Origin of the sequence: Micromonospora sp. NPDC049175 (assembly GCF_043197345.1) — a bacterium.
GTDB lineage: Bacteria > Actinomycetota > Actinomycetes > Mycobacteriales > Micromonosporaceae > Micromonospora.
Window position 1 is genome coordinate 580021 of sequence record NZ_JBICSY010000002.1, and the last position, 23667, is coordinate 603687.

The following is a 23667-nucleotide window of genomic DNA, read 5'->3' on the forward strand; positions in this document are numbered from 1 at the left end:
CCCGACCGCTGTGGACGGTCGGGGCTGTCACATCGGCGAGTTAGGTACCCCTGATCCTGCGCAGGTATGACGCCGGTCATACACTCGTCCCGTCTGGCTTGTGAAGCATTTCACGAGCGTGCGGGAGGAGGCGCGAATGACCCCGGTGGAACACGACGCCGACGTCATTGTCGTGGGCGCCGGTCCCGGTGGATCAGCTACTGCGTACCACCTGGCCCGGCACGGCGTACGGGTGCTGTTGTTGGAGAAGACCGAGTTCCCCCGGGAGAAGGTCTGCGGCGACGGGTTGACCCCACGCGCGGTGCGCCAGCTCATCCGGATGGGTGTGGACACCTCGCCCGAGGCCGGCTGGCTGCACAACCGGGGCCTGCGGGTCATCGGCGGCGGCGTGCGCCTCGAACTGGACTGGCCCGAGTTGGCCAGCTTCCCCAACTACGGCCTGGTGCGCACGAGACTCGACTTCGACGACCTGCTCGCCCAGCGGGCGGTGGCCGCCGGCGCCAAGCTGCGCACGAACGTCAACGTGCTGGGCCCGGTGCTCGACGGCGACGGCCGGGTCACCGGCGTCGAGGCGGAGGTCGGTCCGGGCAAGGAGCCGACCACGTTCCACGCCCCGCTCGTCGTCGCGGCGGACGGCGTCTCCGGCCGCTTCCCGCTCGCGCTCGGGCTGGCCAAGCGGGAGGACCGGCCGATCGGCGTGGCCGTCCGCCGCTACTACCGCTCGCCGGCCAAGCACGAGGACAATTACCTGGAGTCCTGGCTGGAGCTGCGCAGCAAGGACAGCGGCGACAACCTGCTGCCCGGGTACGGCTGGATCTTCGGCCTCGGTGACGGCCGGGTAAACGTCGGCCTCGGCGTGCTCAACTCGTCCTCCGCGTTCGGCAAGACCAACTACCGCCGGCTGCTCACCGACTGGCTCGCCAACACCCCGGAAGACTGGGGGATGACCGACGAGACGAACGCCGACGGTCCGATCCTCGGCGCCGCGCTGCCGATGGGCTTCAACCGCGTGCCCCACTACACCCGAGGGGTGCTGCTGGTCGGCGACTCGGGCGGCATGGTCAACCCGTTCAACGGTGAGGGCATCGCGTACGCGATGGAGTCCGGCGAGCTGGCCGCCGAGGTCATGGTCCAGGCCCTCGCCCGGCCGGCCGGCCCGGAGCGGGAGCGGGCGCTGCTGGCGTACCCGAACGAGCTGAAGGCCCGCCTCGGCGGTTACTACCGGCTGGGCGGCATCTTCGTGAAGCTGATCGGCCGCCCGGAGATCATGCGGATCGCCACCAAACACGGCATGCCGCACCCGACGCTGATGCGTTTCGTCCTCAAGCTGTTGGCCAACCTGACCGACCCGCGCGGCGGGGACGCGATGGACCGGGTCATCAACGCGATGACGAAGGCCGCTCCGGCTGTCTGAGTAGGACGGCATCGGTGCTGGTCACAGCCCCGACGCCGACAAAGATCGACCCCCGCCGACTGCCACCGCGAGGGACGTGAATAGTGTGATTTTCGTCAAGCACCGAGGGCAGGGAAGGACGAGCAGGAGAAAACGATGACGCTCTCGCCTTACGCACCGATCATCGGGCTGTTCGCCCTCGCCGCGGCGTTCTCGCTGTTTTCCGTCGGCGCCGCCCGCTTCGCCGGTCCCCGTCGCTACAACAAGGCCAAACTCGAGGCTTACGAGTGCGGCATCGAGCCCAGCCCGCAGCCGGTCGGCGGCGGCCGGTTCCCGATCAAGTTCTACCTGACGGCGATGCTCTTCATCGTCTTCGACATCGAGATCATCTTCCTCTACCCCTGGGCGGTCTCGTTCGACGCCCTGCCGATCTTCGGCTTCGTGGAGATGGTCCTGTTCATCGTCGCGGTCTTCGTTGCGTACGCCTACGTGTGGCGGCGCGGCGGCCTGGACTGGGACTGAGGAAGGAACGTCAGATGGGCATCGAGGAGAAGCTTCCCGCCGGCGTCCTGCTCACCTCGGTGGAGAAGCTGGTCAACTGGTCCCGGAAGTCGTCCGTGTGGGGCGCCACCTTCGGCCTGGCCTGCTGCGCCATCGAGATGATGGCCGCCGGTGGTCCGCACTACGACATGGGCCGCTGGGGCATGGAGGTCTTCCGGGCGTCCCCCCGGCAGGCCGACCTGATGATCGTGGCCGGCCGGGTGAGTCAGAAGATGGCTCCGGTGCTGCGCCAGATCTACGACCAGATGGCCGAGCCCCGCTGGGTGCTGTCCATGGGCGTCTGCGCCAGCAGCGGCGGCATGTTCAACAACTACGCGATCGTGCAGGGCGTCGACCACGTGGTGCCGGTCGACATGTACCTTCCTGGCTGCCCGCCCCGGCCGGAGATGCTCATCGACGCGATCCTCAAGCTCCGCGAGAAGATCATGTATGAGCCGCTGGGCCCGAACGGCCGCAAGATGCTGGCCGCCCGCCAGGAGCGCGGCGACGTTCCGGTCGTGCCCTACGGCTCCATGCCCTCCTCGTACCGCAGCGACAAGGCCCGCCGGGCCGAGTGGACCCGAGCGGTCCGCGAGGGCCGCGAGGAGCAGTTGCGGATCGAGAACTGGATGAACGCTCAGAACCACCTCCACCCGCAGGCAGGTCCCAAATGACGTCACCCACGGACAAGCCCACCGACGGCGGGGTGCCGGTGCCGGTCACGCCGGCCGGCGCCACAAGTGGTGCCCCCGCCGAGCTTCCGCCGGCCAGCCCGGCCGGTCGCGGCATGTTCGGCAACCAGGGCACCGGCGACGTGTCCGGCTACGGCGGCCTGGTCCGCCAGCGCCAGCCCGTCGAGGAGGCGTCCCGGCCGTACGGGGGCTACTTCGACGAGGTCCGCGACGCGTTGGAGGAGGCGTACCCGGCCTTCGCCGACGCGATCGAGAAGGTCGTGGTCGACCGGGGCGAGCTGACCCTGCACGTCCGCCCGGAGCGGATCGCCGAGGTCTGCCAGGTGCTGCGGGACGACCTGGCGCTGCGGTTCGAGCTGTGCTCCTCGGTGTCCGGCGTGGACTACCTGGGCGCCGACGAACGCCGGTTGCACGTGGTCTACCTGCTCACCTCGATGACGTACCGGCGTCGGGTCCGACTGGAGGCCGCGGTCTCCGTGGCGGCCCCGCACCTGCCCAGCGTGACCGCCATCTACCCGACGGCGGACTGGCAGGAGCGCGAGGCGTACGACATGTTCGGCATCGTCTTCGACGGCCACCCCAACCTGACCCGGATCCTCATGCCGGACGACTGGGAGGGCCACCCGCAGCGCAAGGACTACCCGCTCGGCGGTGTCCCCGTCGAGTACAAGGGCGCGGAGATCCAGCCGCCGAACGAGCGGAGGTCGTACCAGTGACGACGTCGAACTACGCGAGTGAGCGCGAGACCGACGAGGGTCGGGTCTTCACCGTCACCGGTGGGGACTGGGACACCATCGTCTCGGGCACCGACCCGATCAACGACGAGCGGATCGTCGTCAACATGGGTCCACAGCACCCGTCCACGCACGGGGTGCTGCGGCTGGTCCTGGAGCTGGAGGGCGAGACGGTCCGCGAGGCCCGCTCCGTCATCGGCTACCTGCACACCGGCATCGAGAAGAACCTCGAATACCGCAACTGGGTTCAGGGCTCGACGTTCGTGACCCGGATGGACTACCTCGCCCCGATCTTCAACGAGACGGCGTACGCCCTCGCGGTCGAGAAGCTGCTCGGCATCACCGACGACATCACCGAGCGGGCCACCACCATCCGCGTGCTGATGATGGAGCTCAACCGGATCTCGTCGCACCTGGTCTGGCTGGCCACCACCGGCATGGAGCTGGGCGCGATCTCGATCATGCTGTACGGCTTCCGTGAGCGGGAGTACATCCTCGACATCTTCGAGACCATCACCGGCCTGCGGATGAACCACGCGTACGTCCGGCCGGGCGGTGTGGCGCAGGACGTGCCGGACGACGCGATCGTCAAGATCCGCGAGTTCCTCAAGATGATGCCGAAGAAGCTCAAGGAGTACGAGGACCTGCTCTCCGGCCAGCCGATCTGGACCGAGCGGACGAAGAACGTCGCGGTGCTGGACGTGACCGGCTGCGTGGCGCTCGGCATCACCGGCCCGGTGCTGCGCTCCGCCGGCCTCGCCTGGGACCTGCGCAAGACCATGCCCTACTGCGGCTACGAGAACTACGAGTTCGACGTGCCGACCCACCCCGACGGTGACGTGTGGGGTCGCTACCAGGTCCGGCTCGCCGAGATCCGCGAGTCGATGAAGCTTGTCGAGCAGGCCCTGGACCGGCTCCGTCCGGGTCCGGTGATGGTCGCCGACCGCAAGATCGCCTGGCCGGCGCAGCTCGCCATCGGCGTGGACGGCATGGGCAACTCGCTGGAGCACGTCGCGAAGATCATGGGTCAGTCGATGGAGTCGCTGATCCACCACTTCAAGCTGGTGACCGAGGGCTTCCGGGTCCCGCCCGGCCAGGTGTACGTCGCGATCGAGGCGCCCCGCGGCGAGCTGGGCGTGCACGCGGTCTCCGACGGTGGCACCCGGCCGTACCGGGTGCACTACCGGGAGCCGAGCTTCGTCAACCTGCAGGCCCTCCCGGCGATGGCCGAGGGTGGTCTGATCGCCGACGTGATCGCCGGCGGCGCCTCGTTGGACCCGGTGATGGGTGGTTGTGACCGATGAGTGTTTTCACTGAAGAGACCCGGGAGCGGGCGCGCGAGATCATCTCCCGCTACCCGGCGGACCGGTCCCGCTCGGCGTTGCTGCCGCTGCTGCACCTGGTGCAGGCCCAGGAGGGGTACGTCTCCCCGGCCGGTGTCGCGTTCTGCGCCGAGGTGCTGGGGCTGAACAAGGCCCAGGTCGGCGCGGTCGCCACCTTCTACACGATGTACAAGCGCAAGCCGACAGGTGACTTCCTGGTCAGCGTCTGCACCAACACCATGTGCAACGTGCTCGGTGGCCAGGAGGTCTACGACACCCTCTCCGCGCACCTGGGCGTCGGGCACGACGAGACCACCGCCGACGGCACGATCACGCTTGAGCACGCCGAGTGCCTGGCGGCGTGCGACTACGGCCCGGTGATGACCGTCAACTACGACTTCTTCGACGGCGTGGACGCCTCCACCGCGGTCGGTGTCGTCGACGAGCTGCGGGCGGGCGGGCGGCCGATGCCGACCCGGGGCGCCCGGCTGTGCACGCTCAAGGAGATGGCGGTGCAGCTCGCCGGTTTCGCCGACGAGCGCGACGGCGCGGTCGCCGACGGCGGGCCGGGCGAGCCGACCCTGCGGGGGCTGCGGCTGGCCCAGCAGCACGGCGTCTCGGTGCCGGGCTTCGACCCGAACACCCCGATCCGGAGCAAGGCGGAGGCGGACAAGGCCGCCGCCGAGGCGAAGGCGAAGGCCGAGGCCGCCAAGCCGGCTCCGGTCGAGGCCAGCGCGGCCCCGGTCAAGGGCGGGGACGGCGCCTCCGCGCCGACGCCCGGCAACGCCGGTGCCGGCGAGCCGGCTTCCGCCGCCGCCGCGAGCGGCAGCACCGCCCCGGACGTGAAGGCACCGGACGACAAGTCGCCGCAGGTGCGTACCGCCGAGACCCGGCAGCCGGACGCGGGCACCGCGGTGCCGGACGCCCCCGGCACCAAGGTCCCGACGGACAGCACCGCGCCCGAGCCGCGCGACGCGCGGTCGGCCGAGGCCGCCGGAGTGGCGGCCAACCGGCCGGCCGGCGACGGCAAGCCCGCCGGCGACGAGGCCGGGGCGCAGGAGCGCAACCTCACCGAAGCGAAGGCTGGCACGGACGCCGACGGCGCCGGACCGGCGGACGCGAACGAAACGGGGGCCCAGAAGTGACCACTCCCCGCCCGGAGACCGTGGCCAAGCTGACTCCGGTGCTGACCAAGCGCTGGCTGTCGCCGGACGCCTGGCGCATCGGCACGTACGAGCAGCTCGACGGCTACGCCGCACTGCGCAAGGCGCTCAAGGCCCACCCCGACGACCTGATCCAGCTGATCAAGGACTCGGGGCTGCGCGGCCGGGGTGGCGCCGGCTTCCCGACCGGCCTCAAGTGGGGCTTCATCCCGCAGGGCGACGGCAAGCCGCACTACCTGGTGGTCAACGCCGACGAGGGCGAGCCGGGCACCTGCAAGGACCTGCCGCTGATGACCCACGACCCGCACGCGCTGGTCGAGGGCGTGATCATCGCGTCGTACGCGATCCGGGCCAGCCGCGCCTACATCTACATCCGGGGCGAGGCGGTGCACGCCGCGCGCCGGCTGCGCAACGCGGTCCAGGAGGCGTACGACAAGGGCTACCTCGGCCGCAACATCCTGCGCAGCGGCTACGACCTGGAGCTGGTGGTGCACTCCGGCGCCGGGGCGTACATCTGCGGCGAGGAGACGGCGCTGCTGGACTCGCTGGAGGGGTTCCGGGGTCAGCCCCGACTGCGCCCGCCGTTCCCGGCCACCCACGGCCTGTACGCGAGCCCGACGGTGGTCAACAACGTCGGCACCATCGCCAGCGTGCCGCCGATCGTGCTCGGTGGGGCCGACTGGTGGAAGTCCATGGGCACCGAGAAGTCCTCCGGGCCGATGATCTACTCGCTGTCCGGCCGGATCGTCGACCCGGGCCAGTACGAGTGCTCGATGGGCGTCACGCTGCGCGAGCTGCTGGAGTTGGCCGGCGGGATGCAGCCCGGCCACAACCTGCGGTTCTGGACTCCGGGCGGCTCGTCGACCCCGCTGCTCGCCGCCGAGCACCTGGACGTGCCGCTGGACTTCGAGGGCGTGGCCGCGGCCGGCTCGATCCTCGGCACCACCGCCACCCAGATCTTCTCCGACCAGGACTGCCCGGTCTACGCGACGTACCGGTGGCTGGAGTTCTACCACCACGAGTCGTGCGGCAAGTGCACCCCGTGCCGGGAGGGCAACTACTGGATGGTCCGGGTCTACCGGCGGATCCTCGCCGGCCAGGGCACCCACGAGGACCTGGACACCCTGCTGGACACCTGCGACAACATCCTGGGCCGCTCGTTCTGCGGTCTCGGTGACGGCGCGACCAGCTCGGTGACCTCGTCACTGAAGTACTTCAAGCAGGACTACCTCGACTACATCGAGGGACGTACCGCACCCAAGCTGTCGGAGAAGACCCTGGTAGGGGCGCACTGATGACCGACGTAGCCAAGCAGACCGAGACCGTCACGCTCACCATCGACGGCGTCGAGGTCACCGCCCCCAAGGGGACGCTGCTGATCCGGGCCGCCGAGCAGATGGGCACCGAGATCCCCCGGTTCTGCGACCACCCGCTGCTGGCCCCGGCCGGCGCGTGCCGGCAGTGCCTGGTCGAGGTGGAGGGGCAGCGCAAGCCGGTCGCCTCCTGCACCCAGACCGTCGCCGACGGCATGGTGGTCCGCACCCAGCTCACCTCGCCGGTTGCCAAGAAGGCGCAGGAGGGGGTGATGGAGCTGCTGCTGCTCAACCACCCGCTGGACTGCCCGATGTGTGACAAGGGCGGCGAGTGCCCGCTGCAGAACCAGGCGATGTCCACCGGCCGCACCGACTCGCGCTTCCACGAGCACAAGCGGGAGTACGAGAAGCCGATGGCGATCAGCAGCCAGGTGCTGCTGGACCGCGAGCGCTGTGTCCTCTGTCAGCGGTGCACCCGGTTCTCGGAGGAGATCGCCGGCGACAAGTTCATCGACCTGATGGGCCGGTCGTCCGCCGAAGAGATCAACATCTACCGGGACGACGCGTACGGCGAGGACGGCGACGCCGGCGACGTGCCGTTCAACTCCTACTTCTCCGGCAACACCGTGCAGATCTGCCCGGTGGGGGCGCTGACCGGCGCCCAGTACCGGTTCCGGGCCCGCCCGTTCGACCTGGTCTCCAGCCCGAGCGTCTGCGAGCACTGCTCGGCCGGCTGCGGGCAGCGCACCGACTGGCGGCGCGGCAAGGTGCTGCGCCGGCTGGCCGGCGACGAGCCGCAGGTCAACGAGGAGTGGAACTGCGACAAGGGCCGGTGGGGCTTCCAGTACACCCGGGCCACCGACCGGCTGACCACCCCGCTGGTCCGCGACGAGCGCACCGGTGAGCTGCGCGAGGCGTCCTGGAGTGAGGCGCTCACCGTGGCCGCCGAAGGGCTGCACGCCGCCCGGGAGGGCGGGCAGGGCACGGCGGTGCTCACCGGCGGCCGGCTGACCGTCGAGGACGCGTACGCGTACGCGAAGTTCGCCCGCGTCGCGTTGAACACGAACGACATCGACTTCCGGGCCCGGCCGGTCTCCCGCGAGGAGGCCGACTTCCTGGCCAGCTCGGTCGCCGGGGTCACCGACGTCACCTACACCGACGTGGAGAACGCGCCGGCGGTGGTGCTCGTCGGCCTGGAGCCGGAGGAGGAGTGCCCGATCCTCTTCCTGCGGCTGCGCAAGGCGTACCTGAAGAAGACCCTGACGGTGTACGCGCTGGCGCCGTTCGCCACCCGCGGCCTGGAGAAGCTCGGTGCCAAGCTGGCCCGGGTCGTGCCGGGCGAGGAGGCCAGCGTGCTCGCCGAGCACGCCACGGTCGCCGAGGCGCTGAGCGCGCCGGGCGCGATCCTGATCGTCGGCGAGCGGTTGGCGAGTGTGCCGGGCGGGCTCTCCGCGGCGGCGGACGTGGCCCGGCGTACCGGCGCGAAGTTGGCCTGGGTGCCGCGGCGCGCGGGTGACCGCGGCGCGGTCGACGCGGGCTGCCTGCCCAACCTGCTCCCCGGTGGACGTCTGGTCAACGAACCGGCCGCCCGCGCCGAGCTGGGCGAGGCGTGGGACATCCCGGCCGGGGTGATCCCGAGCCAGGCCGGTCGGGACACCGACGGCATCCTCAACGCCGCCGCCAACGGGCAGCTCGGTGCGCTCCTCGTCGGCGGGGTCGACCCGGCCGACCTGGCCGACCCGCGACTGGCCGAGGCCGCCCTGGACGCGGTGCCGTTCCTGGTCAGCCTGGAGCTGCGCCCCACCGCGGTGACCCGGCGGGCGAACGTGGTGCTGCCGATCGCCCCGGTGGCCGAGAAGGCCGGCAGCTTCCTGGACTGGGAGGGTCGGCTGCGCCCGTTCGAGGCGGTGCTGACCACCGCCGCGATGACCGACGGTCGGGTGCTCGACGCGCTCGCCGCGCTGCTCGACGTGCGGCTCGGCACCGCTGACGTGCCGAGCGTGCGTCGCGAGTTGGGCGCGCTGCCGGCGACGCGTACGTCGCGGCCGTCCTCGCCGTCGGTGGCGCCGGCCCGGGTGCCGCAGCCGGGCGCCGGGGAGGCCGTGCTGGCCACCTGGCACCAACTTGTGGACCTCGGCAGCCTGACCGAGGGCGACGAGAACCTCGCCGGCACCGCTCGCCCGCCGGTGGTCCGGTTGGGCAAGGGCACCGCCGACGCTCTCGGTGTCGCCGACGGCGACGCGGTCACGGTCGGCACCGACCGGGGGGCGCTGACCCTGCCGGCCGAGCTGACCGAGATGCCGGACGGCGTTGTCTGGCTGCCGACCAACTCACCCGGCTCGACCGTGCGACGCAGCCTCGGGGCGACGTCCGGCGCGGTCGTCCGGATCTCCGTCCCCGCGACGGGAACGGCCATCCCGGCCGGACGCGTGGCGGCCGACGAGACCGGTCTCCCGCTCCTCAACTCCGGGGGTAACCAGTGACTCCGTCACTCCTGGCCCAGGATCCGACGCTTGCCGACTTCGGCCGGGATCCGTGGTGGCTGGTTCTCGGCAAGATCGTCTTCGCGTTCGCCTTCGGCCTGCTGGCCACCCTGCTGGGTGTCTGGTTCGAGCGGCGCGTGGTCGGCTACATGCAGGTGCGGCCCGGCCCCAACCAGGTCGGCCCGTTCGGTCTGCTGCAGACCCTCGCCGACGGCCTGAAGATGGCCTTCAAGGAGGACATCCTGCCGAAGGCGGCCGACAAGGTCGTCTACTTCTTCGCGCCGACCATCTCGGTGATCTGCGCGGTCACCGCCCTGTCGGTGGTGCCGTTCGGCCCGATGGTGAGCATCTTCGGCCACCACACGCCGTTGCAGGTCACCGACGTGCCGGTGGCGGTGCTGCTGCTGCTGGCCTGCTCGTCGATGGGCGTCTACGGCATCGTGCTGGGCGGCTGGGCCTCCGGTTCGACGTACCCGCTCCTCGGCGGCCTGCGGTCGAGCGCCCAGATGATCTCCTACGAGGTCGCCATGGGGCTCTCCATCGTGGCGGTCTTCATGACCGCCGGCACGATGAGCACCAGCGGGATCGTCGCGAAGCAGGCGCACGGCACCGAGCTGAGCGTCTTCGGTCAGACGATCCCGGCGCCGGGCTGGTACGCGATCCTGCTGCTGCCCAGCTTCGTCATCTTCTTCATCGCCACCGTGGGTGAGACCAACCGGGCGCCGTTCGACCTGCCCGAGGCCGAGTCCGAGCTGGTCGCGGGCTTCATGACGGAATACAGCTCGCTGAAGTTCGCGCTCTTCATGCTCAGCGAGTACGTCGCGATGGTGACCATGTCCGCGGTCACCACCACGCTGTTCCTCGGCGGCTGGCGTGCGCCCTGGCCGATCACCCTGTGGGAGGGCGCCAACTCCGGTTGGTGGCCGATGCTCTGGTTCTTCGGCAAGGTGATCGCGCTGGTCTTCGTGTTCGTGTGGCTGCGCGGCACGCTGCCCCGGCTGCGTTACGACCAGTTCATGCGCCTCGGTTGGAAGGTGCTGCTGCCGATCAACCTGGTCTGGATCCTGGTCCTGTCGGGCCTGCGGTCCATCGAGGACTGGGACTCGCGCGGCAAGTTGATCGCCGTCGGCATTCCGGCCGGCATCCTGCTGCTCGTCACGATCCTCTGGCCCAGCCGGCGTCCGAAGTCGAAGCCGACGACGCAGGAGCAGGTCGACAACCGGCCGTACGGGAGCTTCCCGCTGCCACCGATGGATCTTCAGGTACCACCGAGCCCGCGCATCACGCGCGTGGTCGCCGAGCGGGAGCCGGCCAACATCGTTGCCGGCTCGGACTCCAGGGAGGTGTGACGTGGGCGCGATCACCGGAACGTTCAAGGGATTCGGTGTCACCTTCTCGCACATGTTCAGGAAGGTCGTCACCACCGACTACCCGTTCAAGCCGCCGGTGTCGGCGCCGCGCTACCACGGGCGGCACATCCTCAACCGGCACCCGGACGGCCTGGAGAAGTGCATCGGCTGCGAGCTGTGCGCCTGGGCCTGCCCGGCGGACGCGATCTACGTCGAGGGTGGCGACAACACCGACGAGCAGCGCTTCTCGCCGGGTGAGCGGTACGCCAGCATCTACCAGATCAACTACGCCCGGTGCATCTTCTGCGGGTTGTGCATCGAGGCCTGCCCGACCCGTTCGCTCACCATGAGCAACGAGTACGAGTTGGCCCGGGACAACCGGCAGGACCTGATCTTCACCAAGGAGCAGTTGCTCGCGCCGTTGCTGGAGGGCATGGAGCAGCCTCCGCACCCGATGCGCCTCGGTGACAGCGAGAAGGACTACTACGTCGGCGCGTTGGACAACCCGGGCACCTCCGCCGGTGCGGAGACGTCTCCGATGGGTCCGGGCCGCTACCAGGTCGAGGAGCACCCCGGCGTGACGTTCCCGGGCGCCGAGCAGGCCGCCCAGCGGGCCGCGGCCGGCAAGGGAGAGGGAGCATGACCACGTCTACCGTGCTCGCCGCCGCCGGTTCGGTGTCCGGCGGCGAGGCGGTCACCTTCTGGATCCTCGCGCCGCTCGCGCTGATCGGCGGGATCGGGATGGTGGCCGCGCGCAACGCCGTGCACTCGGCGCTGTGGCTGGTGCTGACCATGCTCTGTCTGGGCGTGTTCTACGTGCTCCAGGCCGGTCCGTTCATCGGCATGGTGCAGATCATCGTCTACACCGGCGCGATCATGATGCTGTTCCTCTTCGTGCTGATGCTGGTCGGTCGGGACTCCACCGACTCGCTGATCGAGACGTTGCGGGGCCAGCGGGTCGCCGCGATCGTGCTCGGCCTGGGCTTCGCCGGCCTGGTCGCCACCGGCCTCTACCAGGCGCTGGACGGGACCACCGCGGTCGGCCTCGAGCAGGCCAACACGGAGGGGAACGTGCAAGGCATCGCCCGGCTGCTCTTCACCAAGTACGTCTTCGCGTTCGAGCTGACCTCGGCACTGCTGATCACCGCGGCGGTCGGCGCGATGGTGCTGGCCCACGTCGAGCGGCGGAAGCAGGACAAGGTCGACCAGGTGTCGACCATGAAGGCGCGCTTCGCCCCGGGCAACTACCCCGGTCCGAAGCCGGGCCCCGGCGTCTTCGCGACCTCCTCGTCGGTGGCCACCCCGGCCCGGCTGCCCGACGGCCGCCTGACCGACCGCAGCACCCCGGCGATCCTTCCGCAGCGCGAGCTGACCGCCGAGGAGACCTCGCTGAAGGGTACGGACCGGTGAGCGCGAGGAGTGCAGCGGAGCGGAGCCCCGCAGTCGCGAACGGAAGGCAAACCACGTAATGGGATCGTTCTTCTCGGTCGAGCCGACCTACTACCTCGTGCTCGCCGCGGTGCTCTTCACCATCGGCGCCGCCGGGGTGCTGATCCGGCGCAACGCGATCGTGCTGTTCATGTGCGTGGAGCTGATGCTCAACGCGGCCAACCTGACGCTGGTCACCTTCAGCCGGATCAACGGTGACCTCAACGGTCAGATCATGGCGTTCTTCGTGATGGTGGTGGCGGCGGCCGAGGTCGTGGTCGGACTCGCGATCATCATGTCCATCTTCCGGACGCGACGCTCGGCGAGTGTCGACGACGCCAACCTGCTCAAGTACTAGAGGGGTCCACCGGTGGAAGAGACTGTGGAATACGCCCAGGCCACGGGGCTGCTCGGGAGCGTCTGGCTGCTGGTGGCGATCCCGCTGCTCAGCGCGGCCGTCCTGCTGCTGCTCGGCCGCCGGGCCGACCGCTGGGGGCACTGGTTGGGCGTCGCCGCCATCGGTGCCGCGTTCGTGCTCGGCCTGACGTTCTTCTTCCAGCTTCGCGGCCTGGAGAACAAGTCGGTCGAGCTGAGCCTCTGGGACTTCATCGCGGTCGGTGACCTGCGGGTCGACTTCGGCCTGCTGTTCGACCCGCTGGCCGCCGTCTTCGTGCTGCTGATCACCGGGGTGGGCTTCCTGATCCACCTGTACGCGGTGGAGTACATGGCGCACGACGCGGGCCGCCGCCGGTTCTTCGCGTACTTCAACCTGTTCGTCGCGGCGATGCTGCTGCTGGTGCTGGGCAACAACTACGTGATGTTGTACTTCGGCTGGGAGGGCGTCGGTCTGGCGTCGTACCTGCTGATCTCCTTCTGGTACGGGCGGCCGAGCGCGGCCACCGCCGGCAAGAAGGCGTTCCTGATGAACCGGGTCGGCGACGCCGGCCTGGCCATCGGCATCTTCATCATGTTCGCCACCCTGGGCACCACCCAGTACGACGAGGTGTTCAACGGCGTCGGCGCGATGACGAGCACCACGGTGCTGGTGCTCGGCCTGCTGCTCCTGCTCGGCGCGGCCGGCAAGTCCGGTCAGTTCCCGCTGCAGGCGTGGTTGCCGGACGCGATGGAAGGCCCCACCCCGGTGTCGGCGCTCATTCACGCCGCCACCATGGTCACCGCGGGCGTCTACCTGATCGCCCGGTCCAACCCGGTCTTCTCCGCCAACTCGACGCTCCAGCTCGTGGTGGTCAGCGTCGGCGCGCTCACCCTGCTGATGGGCTGCATCATCGGCGCGGCCAAGGACGACATCAAGCGGGTGCTCGCCTGGTCGACGGTGAGCCAGATCGGCTACATGTTCCTCGGTGTCGGCCTGGGCGGCGGGGCGTACGCGCTGGCCATCGTGCACCTGCTGGCGCACGGGTTCTTCAAGGCCAACATGTTCCTGGGCGCCGGCTCGGTGATGCACGGGATGAAGGACCAGGTCGACATCCGCCGCTTCGGCGGGCTGTCGACGTACATGAAGGTCACCTGGTTGACCTTCATGATGGGTTGGCTCGCCATCATCGGCATGTTCCCGTTCTCCGGCTTCTTCTCCAAGGAGCCGATCATCGTGGCCGCCTTCGAGCGGGAGGACTGGACCGCCTGGCTCTTCGGCGGGGCGGCGCTGCTCGGCGCGGGGCTCACCGCGTTCTACATGACCCGGCTGTTCGTGCTCACCTTCCACGGTCCGAAGCGCTGGACCGAGGACATCGAGCACCCGCACGAGTCGCCGAAGCTGATGACCATCCCGCTGATCCTGCTGGCGGCCGGTTCGGTCGGCGCCGGTTTCCTGCTCTCCACCTCGGTGCCGGACTGGCTGACGGCGACCGCCGGCCTGGGCGGCGAGCACGCCGAGCACGAGGCGGTCCTCTCGCACGCCGTGATCACCACGCTTTCGCTGCTGGTGACCGTGCTCGGCGCGGGGCTGGCCTGGTTCCTGTTCCGGGCCGGTACGGCCACCGCACCGCAGCCGGCCGGGGTGCTGGTCACCGCGGCACGGCGCAACCTGTACGCGGACGCGGTGAACGAGGCGGTCTTCGAGAAGCCGGGCATCTTTCTCACCCGGGCGCTCGTCTACCTCGACAACCGGGGTATCGACGGTCTGGTCAACGGGCTCGCCGCCGCGGTCGGCGGTGGCTCGGGTCGACTCCGGCGGATGCAGACCGGCTTCGTCCGCTCGTACGCCACCTCGATCCTGGCCGGCGCGCTGCTGGTGATGGCGGCGTTCCTGGCGGTGCAGGCGGGGTGGTTGGCGTGATCGACCTGTTCCCGGCCGCCCCCGCCGGCGGACCACGCAGTGACGACGGAGGTAAGGCCGCATAATGTCCAACTTCCCGTTCCTCTCGGTGCTCACCGTGGCGCCACTGGTGGGCGCCCTGGTGGTGGCCTTCCTGCCGCGCCATCGGCCGGAGCTGGCCAAGCAGGTGGCGTTCGTCTGGTCGCTGCTGGTGCTGGCGCTCTCGGTGGCGATGTGGGTCAGCTTCAACGCCGGTGGCAACCGGTTCCAGTTCCGCGAGTCGTACTCGTGGATCCCGGACTGGGGCGTCAGCTTCACCTTCGCCGCGGACGGCATCGCGTTGGTGATGCTGATGCTGATCGCGGTGCTGGTGCCGCTGGTGATCCTGGCCTCCTGGCACGACGCCGAGTCCTCCAAGCGGTCGGTGCCCGTCTACTTCGCGCTGCTGCTGGTCCTCGAATGCACGATGATCGGTGTCTTCGCGGCCGCCGACGTCTTCCTGTTCTACGTGTTCTTCGAGGTCATGCTCGTGCCGATGTACTTCCTGATCGGCAGCTACGGCGGCCACCAGCGGCAGTACGCGGCGGTGAAGTTCTTCCTCTACTCGCTCGTCGGCGGTCTGTTCATGCTGGCCGCCGTGATCGGGCTGTGGGTGGTCGGCGGCAAGACCTTCGACTGGCAGAAGCTGTCGGAGGTCGACATCAGCACCGGCACCGGGCGGTGGCTGTTCCTCGGCTTCTTCCTCGCGTTCGCCATCAAGGCGCCGTTCTTCCCGTTCCACACCTGGTTGCCGGACGCCGGTGGCGCGGCCCCCGCCGGCGCCGCGGCCCTGCTCGTCGGTGTGCTGGACAAGGTCGGCACGTTCGGCATCCTGCGCTACTGCCTGCCGCTGTTCCCCGAGGCGTCGAGGTGGTTCGCGCCGTGGGCGCTGGCGTTGGGCGTGATCGGCATCGTCTACGCCGCGCTGCTGGCAGTCGGTCAGAACGACCTCAAGCGGCTGGTGTCGTACACCTCGATCGCGCACTTCGGCTTCATCGGGGTGGGCATCTTCGCCTTCACCACCCAGGCCGGCACCGGTGCGGTGCTCTACATGCTCAACCACGGTCTGGCCACCGGCCTGCTGTTCCTGGTGGTGGGCATGCTGATCTCCCGTCGTGGCTCGTCGCTGATCAGCGACTTCGGTGGCGCCGGCAAGCTGGTCCCGGTGCTCGCCGGGGTGCTCTTCTTCGCCGGTCTCGCCTCGCTCGCGCTGCCCGGTACGGCGCCGTTCATCTCCGAGTTCCTGGTGCTGATCGGCACCTTCACGGTGAACAAGCCGGTCGCGATCATCGCCACGCTCGGCATCATCCTGGCCGCCGCGTACGTGCTGTGGATGGTGCAGCGCACCACCCAGGGCACTCTCAACCCGACGCTCACCGAGGTCGACGGCATGCGCCGGGACCTCAACCTGCGCGAGAAGGTCGTGGTCGCTCCGCTGATCGCCCTGATCGTGCTGCTCGGCTTCTTCCCCAAGCCGGTCACTGACGTGATCAACCCGGCCGTCCAGGCGACCATGGACGACATCGGCAGAACCGACCCGGCCCCGTCGGTCGGCACCGTCCAGGAGGCGGCAAAGTGACCGATTTCAAACTGCCGTCGATCGACTACGCGGCGCTCTCCCCGATCCTGATCATGTTGGGCACCGCCCTGCTCGGCGTGCTCGTCGAGGCCTTCGTGCCCCGGCGCTGGCGGCACGTCGTGCAGTTGACGTTGGCGCTGTTGGCGGTGCTCGCGGCGCTGACCATGGTGGTGCTCAATGCCGACGAGCGGATGATCACCGCCGGCCAGGCCCTCGCGATCGACGGCCCGACGCTGTTCCTCCAGGGCGCGATCCTGGTGCTGGCCGCGATGGCGTTGCTGCTGATCGGTGACCGCTCGGTCGAGCTGGGTGGGGCGTTCGTCGCCCAGGCCGCGGTGACCGCCGAGTCGGCCGACGACCGGCGGCAGGCCGAGGGGCGCAACGGCCTCACCGAGGTCTACCCGCTGACCACGTTCGCGATCGGCGGCATGCTGATCTTCGTGGCGGCGAACGACCTGCTGACCATGTTCATCGCGCTGGAAGTCTTCTCGCTGCCGCTCTACCTGCTCTGCGCGCTGGCCCGTCGCCGCCGCCTGCTGAGCCAGGAGGCCGCGATGAAGTACTTCCTGCTCGGCGCGTACGCCTCCGCCTTCTTCCTGTTCGGCGTGGCCCTGATCTACGGCTTCACCGCCGGGATGCCGGGCCGGGTGGCGGGCGTCGACTTCGCCACCATCAACGCGGCGGTGAGCGAGTCGCCGGCCAGCCGGGTGCTGCTCTTCGCCGGCATGGCGCTGCTCGCCATCGGCCTGCTCTTCAAGGCCGCGGCGGCGCCGTTCCACGTCTGGACCCCGGACGTCTACCAGGGCGCGCCGACCCCGGTCACCGGCTTCATGGCGGCCTGCACCAAGGTCGCCGCGTTCGGTGCCCTGCTGCGTGTCTTCCACGTCGCGTTCGCCGACGCCAACTGGGACTTCACCCCGATCCTCGGTGTGGTGGCGGTGCTGACCATGCTCGTCGGCGCGGTGCTCGCGGTCACCCAGACCGACATCAAGCGGCTGCTCGCGTACTCCTCGATCGCCAACGCCGGCTACCTGCTGGTCGGTGTGCTGGCGCCGAGCCGCGACGGGTTGGCCGGCACGATGTTCTACCTGGTCGCGTACGGCTTCTCGGTGCTGGCCGCGTTCGCGGTGGTGACCCTGGTGCGCGACGCCGACGGGGAGGCCACCCACCTGTCCCGGTGGGCCGGGCTGGGCCGCCGCTCGCCGTTCTTCGCCGCCCTGTTCACCTTCATCCTGCTGGCCTTCGCGGGTATCCCGCTGACCAGCGGCTTCATGAGCAAGTTCGCGGTCTTCGGGCCGGCGTTGGAGGGTGGTCAGACCTGGCTGGTGATCGCCGGCGTGCTGACCAGCATGGTGCTGGCGTTCCCGTACCTGCGGGTCGTGGTGATGATGTGGCTGTCCGAGCCGGGCGAGTCCACTCCGACCGTCACCGTGCCCGGTGGGCTGACCTCCGCCGCGTTGATGATCGGTGTGCTGGCGACCCTGGTGCTGGGTGTCGCACCGGCGCCGCTGCTCGATCTGGCGACCGGAGCTGCCGAATTCGTTCGATGACCGAGGGATCGATCACCGGGGGTTGGCGCGTGTTGACGCGTCGGCCCCCGGTGCGTATCCCCGGCCCGGAGCAGGTAGAACGGGTGTGGCATGGTTGATGGCGTGGTGAATCCGGCGGGCGAGCGTTCAGGTTCCACCGGCTCCGGCGGTCGGCGGGGTCGGGCGAGCACGAGTCAGTTCGGCGCGCTCGGCCTCCATCTCGCCGATCCCCGCGTCGAGGCGTCGGTGCTGGGTGTGCTGGACACGGTCGAGGTCGAGTTGCGGGCCAGTGTGGCAAGCGCCGACCCGTTCGTCACCGAGGCTGCCCGGCACCTGCTGGAGGCCGGCGGGAAGCGCTTCCGGCCGCTGCTGGTGGCGCTCGGCGCCCAGTTCGGTGACCCCAGTGGCGCGCAGGTGGTCCCGGCCGCCGTGGTGATGGAGCTCACTCACCTCGCCACGCTCTACCACGACGACGTGATGGACGAGGCCGCCGTCCGCCGGGGTGCGCCGAGTGCGAACTCCCGCTGGACCAACTCGGTCGCCATCCTGGTCGGCGACTATCTCTTCGCCCGGGCGGCGGACATCGCCGCCGATCTGGGCCCGGAGGCGGTCCGGTTGCAGGCCCGCACCTTCGCCCGGCTGGTGCACGGTCAGATCGCGGAGACCGTCGGTCCACGGGTCGACGACGATCCGGTGATCCACTACCTGCACGTGATCGCCGAGAAGACCGGCTCGCTCATCGCCACGTCGGCCCGGTTCGGCGGGATGTTCGGTGGTGCCCCCGCCGAGCACGTGGATGCCCTCGCCGGTTACGGCGAGACGATCGGCGTCGCCTTCCAGCTCTCCGACGACCTGCTGGACATCGCCTCCGAGTCGGGTCAGTCGGGCAAGACGCCCGGCACGGACCTGCGCGAGGGTGTCCCGACGTTGCCGGTGCTCTACGCGCGCGCGGCGGACGACACCGACGCGTCCTCGGTGCGGCTGCGGGAGATCCTGGCGACCGGCCCACTGACCGACGACGCGCTGCACGCGGAGGCGTTGGGCCTGCTGCGGGAGAGCCCGGCGCTCAAGCGCGCACGGGAGACCGTTCGCAGCTACGCCGAGGACGCCCGCGCGCGCCTGGCCCCGCTCCCGCAGGGCCCATCCCGCCAGGCCCTCGAGTCCCTCTGCGACTACATCGCCGACCGCACCGGCTGACGCCCGCACCCCCTCCGCACCTCCGCACCCCCGCACCTCAGCGTTGATCATGAGGTTATCGCCACGACACGCCGTGTGATCAGACGATAACCCCATGATCACCGCGAGGCGGGGCGGGCGGAGGCGGGGTGGGCCGCGGCGGGGTGGGTGTGGGTCAACAGGCGACCGCCGGCGAGCATGAGGGCGGCGGCGAGCACCATCGCCACCGCAGCCGTGGTCCACATGACGGAGTAGCCGAGGTGGGCGGCGAGCGGTCCGAGGCTCAGCGGGCCGAGACAGCCGCCCGCGTACACCCCGGTCTGGGTGATCGACGTGGCGGTGGCCGGCGACTGCGGGTGGAGCCGGACCACCGCGAAGTTCATCAGGCCGGGCCAGGCCCAACCCAGGCCGAAGCCGAGCACCACGCCGGCCACCAGCGGCACCGAGCCGGCCGACGCGAGCAGTGCCAACCCGGCCGCGCCGACGACGAGCATCGCGGCGATGAGGGCGACGTGACCGCTGCCGCGCCGATCGGCGAACCAACCGGCCCCCACCCGGGCCACCATGCAGACCGCGCCGCCCAGGGTCAGGGTGAGGCCGGCGAGGCCGGGCGAGAGGCCCCGCGCCGCGCTGGAGTCCACCAGGAAGGTGCCGAGCGTGTTCGCGGCGGCGGCGGCCAACGTCGCCGCCGCGCCGATCACCACGAGCGCCGCCGTCGCCCGGCCCGCGCGTGCCGCGCCGGCCCGCCGTGCCGCGCCGGGCAACTGCCGGGGTACGGCGGGCAGCGTCGTCAGCGCGACCGCGGCGGCGGCCACGAACGCCCAGCGCCAGCCGATGGTGAGCGCGAAGGTGGGCACCGCCGCCCCGGCCAGCAAAGTGGAGGCGGGGATGGCGGCCTGCTTGACACCGAACGACAACCCTTGCCGTCGGGCCGGCACGTGCTGGGCCAACGCCGCGTTGCTGGCCAGCTGGCCGAGGGCGTTCGCGGCGGCGCTGAGCGCCAGCAGGCCGACAAGTATCGGGTACGACCGGGCGAGGGCCGCCACGGCCAGCATCGACCCGGCGGCCAGCACGATGCCGCAGCGGGCCACCAGGGTCGGCCCGTACCGCTCGACCAGCCGGCCGGAGGGTACCGAGGCCAGCGCGCTGACCCCGAAGTAGACGGCCACGGCCAGGCCAAGACCGGCCGGGGAGAAGCCGAGGTCCGCGCCCATCTGCACGGCGAGGCCGCCGAGCAGGAAGACGGGCAGGACGCAGGCCACTGTGGTGACGACCGCGCCGGCGCTGGCCCGGACCGGGTGGGGTCGGGCGATGGTCTGGTGGGGGGTGGAGACGGTGTTGGTCATCGTCCGGCAAAAATACGTGAACCCAGCTCGGGCCACTCATGGTGACCACCGGGGTACACGCTGTGGGTGATGATCTGGCATCCTCCACCCGAACAGGCATTTCGCAGTGGGCCTGTATTTCATATGGTGTAAGTCCCCGGCGGCGGAGGTGGTTGTGCGCGACCCCTTGGCAGAACCTTCGGACCTGATTCGCAGCGTGTCCCGAGCGCTGCGGGTGCTGGAGTCGGTCGGTCGTGCCCCGAAAGGCCTGACCGTCAAGCAGATCGCCCGGCGGTGCGAGCTGACCGTGGCCACCACCTACCACCTGGTCCGCACGCTCGCCTACGAGGGTTACGTGATCCGTCGCGAGGACGGCACGTACATCGTGGGGTTGGAGGTGGCCGACCGCTACCGGGAGTTGGTGACGGCGTTCCGGGGTCCCCCGGTGGTCGGTGAGACGCTACGGCGGGCCGCTCTGGACACCGGCTACAGCCACTTCCTGGGTCGTTTCGTCGGTGGGCAGGTGGCCCTCACGGCGGTCGCCGAGGGGCACCGCTCGCCCTACCTGGAGGATCTGGTCCCCGGCTTCGACGAGGGGGCGCACGCGACGGCTCTCGGCAAGTCACTGCTGGCCACCCTGACCGCCGATCAGCGCTACCGCTACCTGCGGGAGTACGGCATGCGCCCGTTCACAAGCGCCACGCTCACCACCACCGAGGCGTTCGAGGCCGACCTGGCAGCCGGTGACCGGCGCGGCATGCAGTTGGAGATGGGGCAGTTCCGCCAGGGGGTGGCGTGCGCGGCGGTGCTCGTCGCGCCGGACAAGGACATGGAACGCCGCGTCGTGCTGGCCTGTGCGATGCCGGCCAGCGAGATGATGACCTCCGCCCGGGTGGTCCGCGCCAAGCTGCTCACCGTGGCCCGCAGCGTCGCCGACGGCATCGCCGCCGACGCCTGACCCCCGAGAGACGGCGAGAGGCCCTCTCCCGGGCTGGGAGAGGGCCTCTCGGGGCGGTCCAGCGCCGGACCCGCCCTGAGGTGAGGTTCAGCGGTCCACCGACGGTGGCGGCTCCGTCAGCTGCCCACCGGGCCGCCGTCGAGACGCCAGGTGACCACCACTCCCGGCTTGGCGTAGTCGCCGTCGGGCCAGTTCGAGGCCGGGTTCTCCACCGAGGCGCCGGTGATCTCACCCGGGTGCTGAACGGCGACGAAGACCGAGCGGTTGTCGCCGGTGATGAACGGCCCGCAGGTCTCCGCGCCGAGCGGCACGGTCAGGAACTGCTTGAGGTGACCCCGCTCCGGGCCCTCGACGGCGGTGGCGAACAGACCGTCGTTGCTGCCCAGCGCGTTGCCGTCGGTGGAGATCCACAGGTTGCCGGTGGCGTCGAAGGCGACGTTGTCCGGGCAGGAGATCGGGGAGACCCTGGTCCTGTCGTACCCGGCGAAGTAGGTCGACGGGTCGGTCGGGTCGCCGCAGACGATCGGCAGCGACCAGGCGAAGGTCTCCGCGGTGTTGTCGTTACGGTCCTCGACCAGCTCCAGGATCTGCCCGTGCTTGTTGGCGTTACGCGGGTTGGCCTCGTCCGCCGCGGCCTTGCCGGCCTTGCCGCGGTCGGTGTTGTTGGTGAGCGCCACGTACACCTTGCCGGTGAGCTGGCTCGGCTCCACGTCCTCGGGGCGGTCCATCTTGGTCGCGCCGACCTTGTCGCCGGCGAGCCGGGTGAAGGTGAGCACGTCCGCGGCGGTCATCCCGTCGACGAACGACCGGTTGCCGCTGACCAGCTTGATCCAGCGCCCCCGGCCGTTGAACGCGCCGTCGGTGGGGAGCTGGCCCGAGCCGTCGATCTCGGCGGCGCTGGTCTGGTCGAGCTTCGCCACGTAGAGCGTGCCCGACTCCAGCAGGGTCAGGTTGTGCTTGCGGGCAGCCCAGGAGTTGCCCTTCAGGAACTTCTGGTCCGAGACGAACTTGTAGAGGTAGTCGAACCTCTCGTCGTCGCCCATGTACGCGACCACGTGGCCGTCCTTCGCGACGATCACGTTCGCGCCCTCGTGCTTGAACCGGCCCATCGCGGTGTGCTTGCGCGGGCGGCTCTCCGGGTCGAACGGGTCGATCTCGACGATCCAGCCGAACCGGTGTGCCTCGTTGGGGTGCTTGGCCAGGTCGAAGCGCTCGTCGGCGCGCTCCCACTTGCGGCTGCCACTGGGGTAGCGGCTGGCGGTGCCGATGCCGTAGCGGTCCAGCTTCGGCTTCAGCTCGGCCGGCGCGGCGTCGGCGCCCACGAAGTACTGGTTGAAGTTCTCCTCGCCGGACAGCACCGTGCCCCACGGGGTCACGCCACCTGCGCAGTTGTTGAGCGTGCCGACGACCGTACGACCCTTGGGGTCGGCGGCGGTCCTCAGCCAGGCCGAGCCGGCGGCCGGGCCGGTCAGGTCGAACCTGGTGCCCAGCGCGGTGACCCGCCGGTTGTACGGCCGGCGGCCGGCGTCGACCGGCTTCCACTGCCCGGTGCCCGCGACCCGCTCCACCTCCACCACCGACATGCCGTGCGCGGCCATCGCGGTGCGGAGCTGCTCGACGGAGAGCCCGTCCAGGCCGGGGAAGCCCGGGAACATCAGGTCCTCGTTCGTGTACTCGTGGTTGACCACGAGCAGGGCGCGCCGGCCCTGCTTGTCCAGCGGCAGCACGCCCACGAAGTCGTTGTTGTAACCGAACTGCCGGGACTGCGCCGCGGCGGTCTGGTGGTGCACGTCGAACTCCGGCGCGCCCGGCAGCACCGGGTCACCCCACTTGATCACCACCGCGTGGTCGTAGCCGTTCGGTACGACAAGGGTGTCCAGCTTGTTCGGTGGGATCGGCTTGAAGGTCAGCGCGCCGTTGCCGACCCCGGTGCTGGGACGGCCGAAACCGAAGGCCTCCGGGACGTCCGGGGTGGCGGGGGCCGCCAGGGCCGGGGCCGCGCCGACAGCCGCGCCGCCGAAGCCGAGGACCAGCGCGCCGATCGCACCGGCCCGGACCACGCCGCGCCGCGAGACCTCCGCGTTCACCACGTCCCCGAAGTACGCGTTGTCGGAGGTGTTCGGTACCGGGTGGTCACAGGCGTTTCCGCAGCGGTACAGGCAGGTCATGGCGTCACGCGTGCCATGGCGGTTGCCGGTCAGCAGTGGGAGCAGCCGGGGACTGTCGCTCATGGGGGAGCCTCCAGGGAAGTCGGTGGCACGGCAGGCGGCGTACCAGGCGGACGCTAGGAGGACGTGGTGAGCACGCGTCGGCCACGATGTGAACCCGTCGTGAACACCTGCCGGGGCGGCTACCGCACGTAACCGGTC

19 protein-coding genes are annotated in these 23667 nt (G+C 70.2%); 17 read left to right on the top strand and 2 right to left on the bottom strand.

Annotation, left to right across the window (positions count from 1 at the left end; translation table 11 throughout):
* Positions 1-136: 136 nt before the first annotated feature.
* The 16 genes from ACGFH8_RS09620 (at position 137) to ACGFH8_RS09695 (ending at position 19036) form a co-directional block, all read left to right on the top strand.
* Positions 137-1414: a geranylgeranyl reductase family protein gene (locus ACGFH8_RS09620; protein ID WP_393365598.1), complete on the top strand. Its 1278-nt coding sequence runs from the start codon at positions 137-139 to the stop codon at positions 1412-1414.
* Positions 1415-1549: 135 nt separating this feature from the next.
* Positions 1550-1915: an NADH-quinone oxidoreductase subunit A gene (locus tag ACGFH8_RS09625; RefSeq protein WP_074316036.1), complete on the top strand. Its 366-nt coding sequence runs from the start codon at positions 1550-1552 to the stop codon at positions 1913-1915.
* 14 nt (positions 1916-1929) lie between these two features.
* Positions 1930-2607 (top strand): NADH-quinone oxidoreductase subunit B family protein, encoded by a 678-nt coding sequence (locus ACGFH8_RS09630; RefSeq protein WP_030486262.1) that lies wholly within the window; start codon positions 1930-1932, stop codon positions 2605-2607.
* Positions 2604-3341: an NADH-quinone oxidoreductase subunit C gene (locus ACGFH8_RS09635; RefSeq protein WP_393365600.1), complete on the top strand. Its 738-nt coding sequence runs from the start codon at positions 2604-2606 to the stop codon at positions 3339-3341. The genes ACGFH8_RS09630 and ACGFH8_RS09635 overlap by 4 nt, the downstream gene beginning before the upstream one ends.
* Positions 3338-4663, top strand: coding sequence for an NADH-quinone oxidoreductase subunit D (locus ACGFH8_RS09640; RefSeq protein WP_393365602.1), 1326 nt, complete (start codon positions 3338-3340; stop codon positions 4661-4663). Before ACGFH8_RS09635 ends, ACGFH8_RS09640 begins: the two co-directional genes overlap by 4 nt.
* Positions 4660-5826, top strand: coding sequence for an NADH-quinone oxidoreductase subunit NuoE (gene nuoE / locus ACGFH8_RS09645; RefSeq protein ID WP_393365604.1), 1167 nt, complete (start codon positions 4660-4662; stop codon positions 5824-5826). Before ACGFH8_RS09640 ends, nuoE begins: the two co-directional genes overlap by 4 nt.
* Positions 5823-7139 (top strand): NADH-quinone oxidoreductase subunit NuoF, encoded by a 1317-nt coding sequence (gene nuoF, locus ACGFH8_RS09650; RefSeq protein ID WP_357372903.1) that lies wholly within the window; start codon positions 5823-5825, stop codon positions 7137-7139. The genes nuoE and nuoF overlap by 4 nt, the downstream gene beginning before the upstream one ends.
* A complete protein-coding gene (locus tag ACGFH8_RS09655) occupies positions 7139-9640 on the top strand; it encodes an NADH-quinone oxidoreductase subunit G (RefSeq protein ID WP_393365606.1) in 2502 nt (833 codons plus the stop codon). The genes nuoF and ACGFH8_RS09655 overlap by 1 nt, the downstream gene beginning before the upstream one ends.
* On the top strand, positions 9637-10989 hold the full coding sequence (gene nuoH / locus ACGFH8_RS09660; protein ID WP_393365607.1) for an NADH-quinone oxidoreductase subunit NuoH: 1353 nt from the start codon (positions 9637-9639) through the stop codon (positions 10987-10989). The genes ACGFH8_RS09655 and nuoH overlap by 4 nt, the downstream gene beginning before the upstream one ends.
* Before the next feature lies 1 nt (position 10990).
* Complete coding sequence (gene nuoI / locus ACGFH8_RS09665; protein ID WP_357484594.1) at positions 10991-11632, top strand: NADH-quinone oxidoreductase subunit NuoI; 642 nt, start codon at positions 10991-10993, stop codon at positions 11630-11632.
* The gene (locus tag ACGFH8_RS09670; protein ID WP_393365609.1) at positions 11629-12399 is read left to right on the top strand and encodes an NADH-quinone oxidoreductase subunit J; all 771 of its coding nucleotides are present in this window, start codon (positions 11629-11631) and stop codon (positions 12397-12399) included. Before nuoI ends, ACGFH8_RS09670 begins: the two co-directional genes overlap by 4 nt.
* 58 nt (positions 12400-12457) lie before the next feature.
* Entirely contained in the window at positions 12458-12775 is a 318-nt protein-coding gene (nuoK, locus tag ACGFH8_RS09675; protein ID WP_238684800.1) for an NADH-quinone oxidoreductase subunit NuoK, read from the top strand.
* Between the two features lie 12 nt (positions 12776-12787).
* Entirely contained in the window at positions 12788-14713 is a 1926-nt protein-coding gene (gene nuoL / locus ACGFH8_RS09680) for an NADH-quinone oxidoreductase subunit L (RefSeq protein WP_393365611.1), read from the top strand.
* Positions 14714-14777: 64 nt separating this feature from the next.
* Positions 14778-16310, top strand: a complete 1533-nt coding sequence (locus ACGFH8_RS09685; protein ID WP_393365613.1) for an NADH-quinone oxidoreductase subunit M — start codon at positions 14778-14780, stop codon at positions 16308-16310.
* Entirely contained in the window at positions 16307-17860 is a 1554-nt protein-coding gene (gene nuoN / locus ACGFH8_RS09690; RefSeq protein ID WP_393365614.1) for an NADH-quinone oxidoreductase subunit NuoN, read from the top strand. Before ACGFH8_RS09685 ends, nuoN begins: the two co-directional genes overlap by 4 nt.
* A gap of 90 nt (positions 17861-17950) precedes the next feature.
* Complete coding sequence (locus ACGFH8_RS09695; RefSeq protein WP_393365615.1) at positions 17951-19036, top strand: polyprenyl synthetase family protein; 1086 nt, start codon at positions 17951-17953, stop codon at positions 19034-19036.
* A gap of 98 nt (positions 19037-19134) precedes the next feature.
* On the opposite strand, the gene ACGFH8_RS09700 is transcribed toward ACGFH8_RS09695, so the two are convergent.
* A complete protein-coding gene (locus ACGFH8_RS09700; protein WP_393365617.1) occupies positions 19135-20361 on the bottom strand; it encodes an MFS transporter in 1227 nt (408 codons plus the stop codon).
* Positions 20362-20515: 154 nt separating this feature from the next.
* Here ACGFH8_RS09700 and ACGFH8_RS09705 point away from each other — a divergent pair, with 154 nt between their 5' ends.
* The gene (locus tag ACGFH8_RS09705; RefSeq protein WP_393365618.1) at positions 20516-21298 is read left to right on the top strand and encodes an IclR family transcriptional regulator; all 783 of its coding nucleotides are present in this window, start codon (positions 20516-20518) and stop codon (positions 21296-21298) included.
* A 116-nt stretch (positions 21299-21414) separates the two neighbouring features.
* Here ACGFH8_RS09705 and ACGFH8_RS09710 read toward each other — a convergent pair whose 3' ends face one another.
* A complete protein-coding gene (locus tag ACGFH8_RS09710; protein ID WP_393365620.1) occupies positions 21415-23529 on the bottom strand; it encodes a PhoX family protein in 2115 nt (704 codons plus the stop codon).
* Positions 23530-23667: the final 138 nt, after the last annotated feature.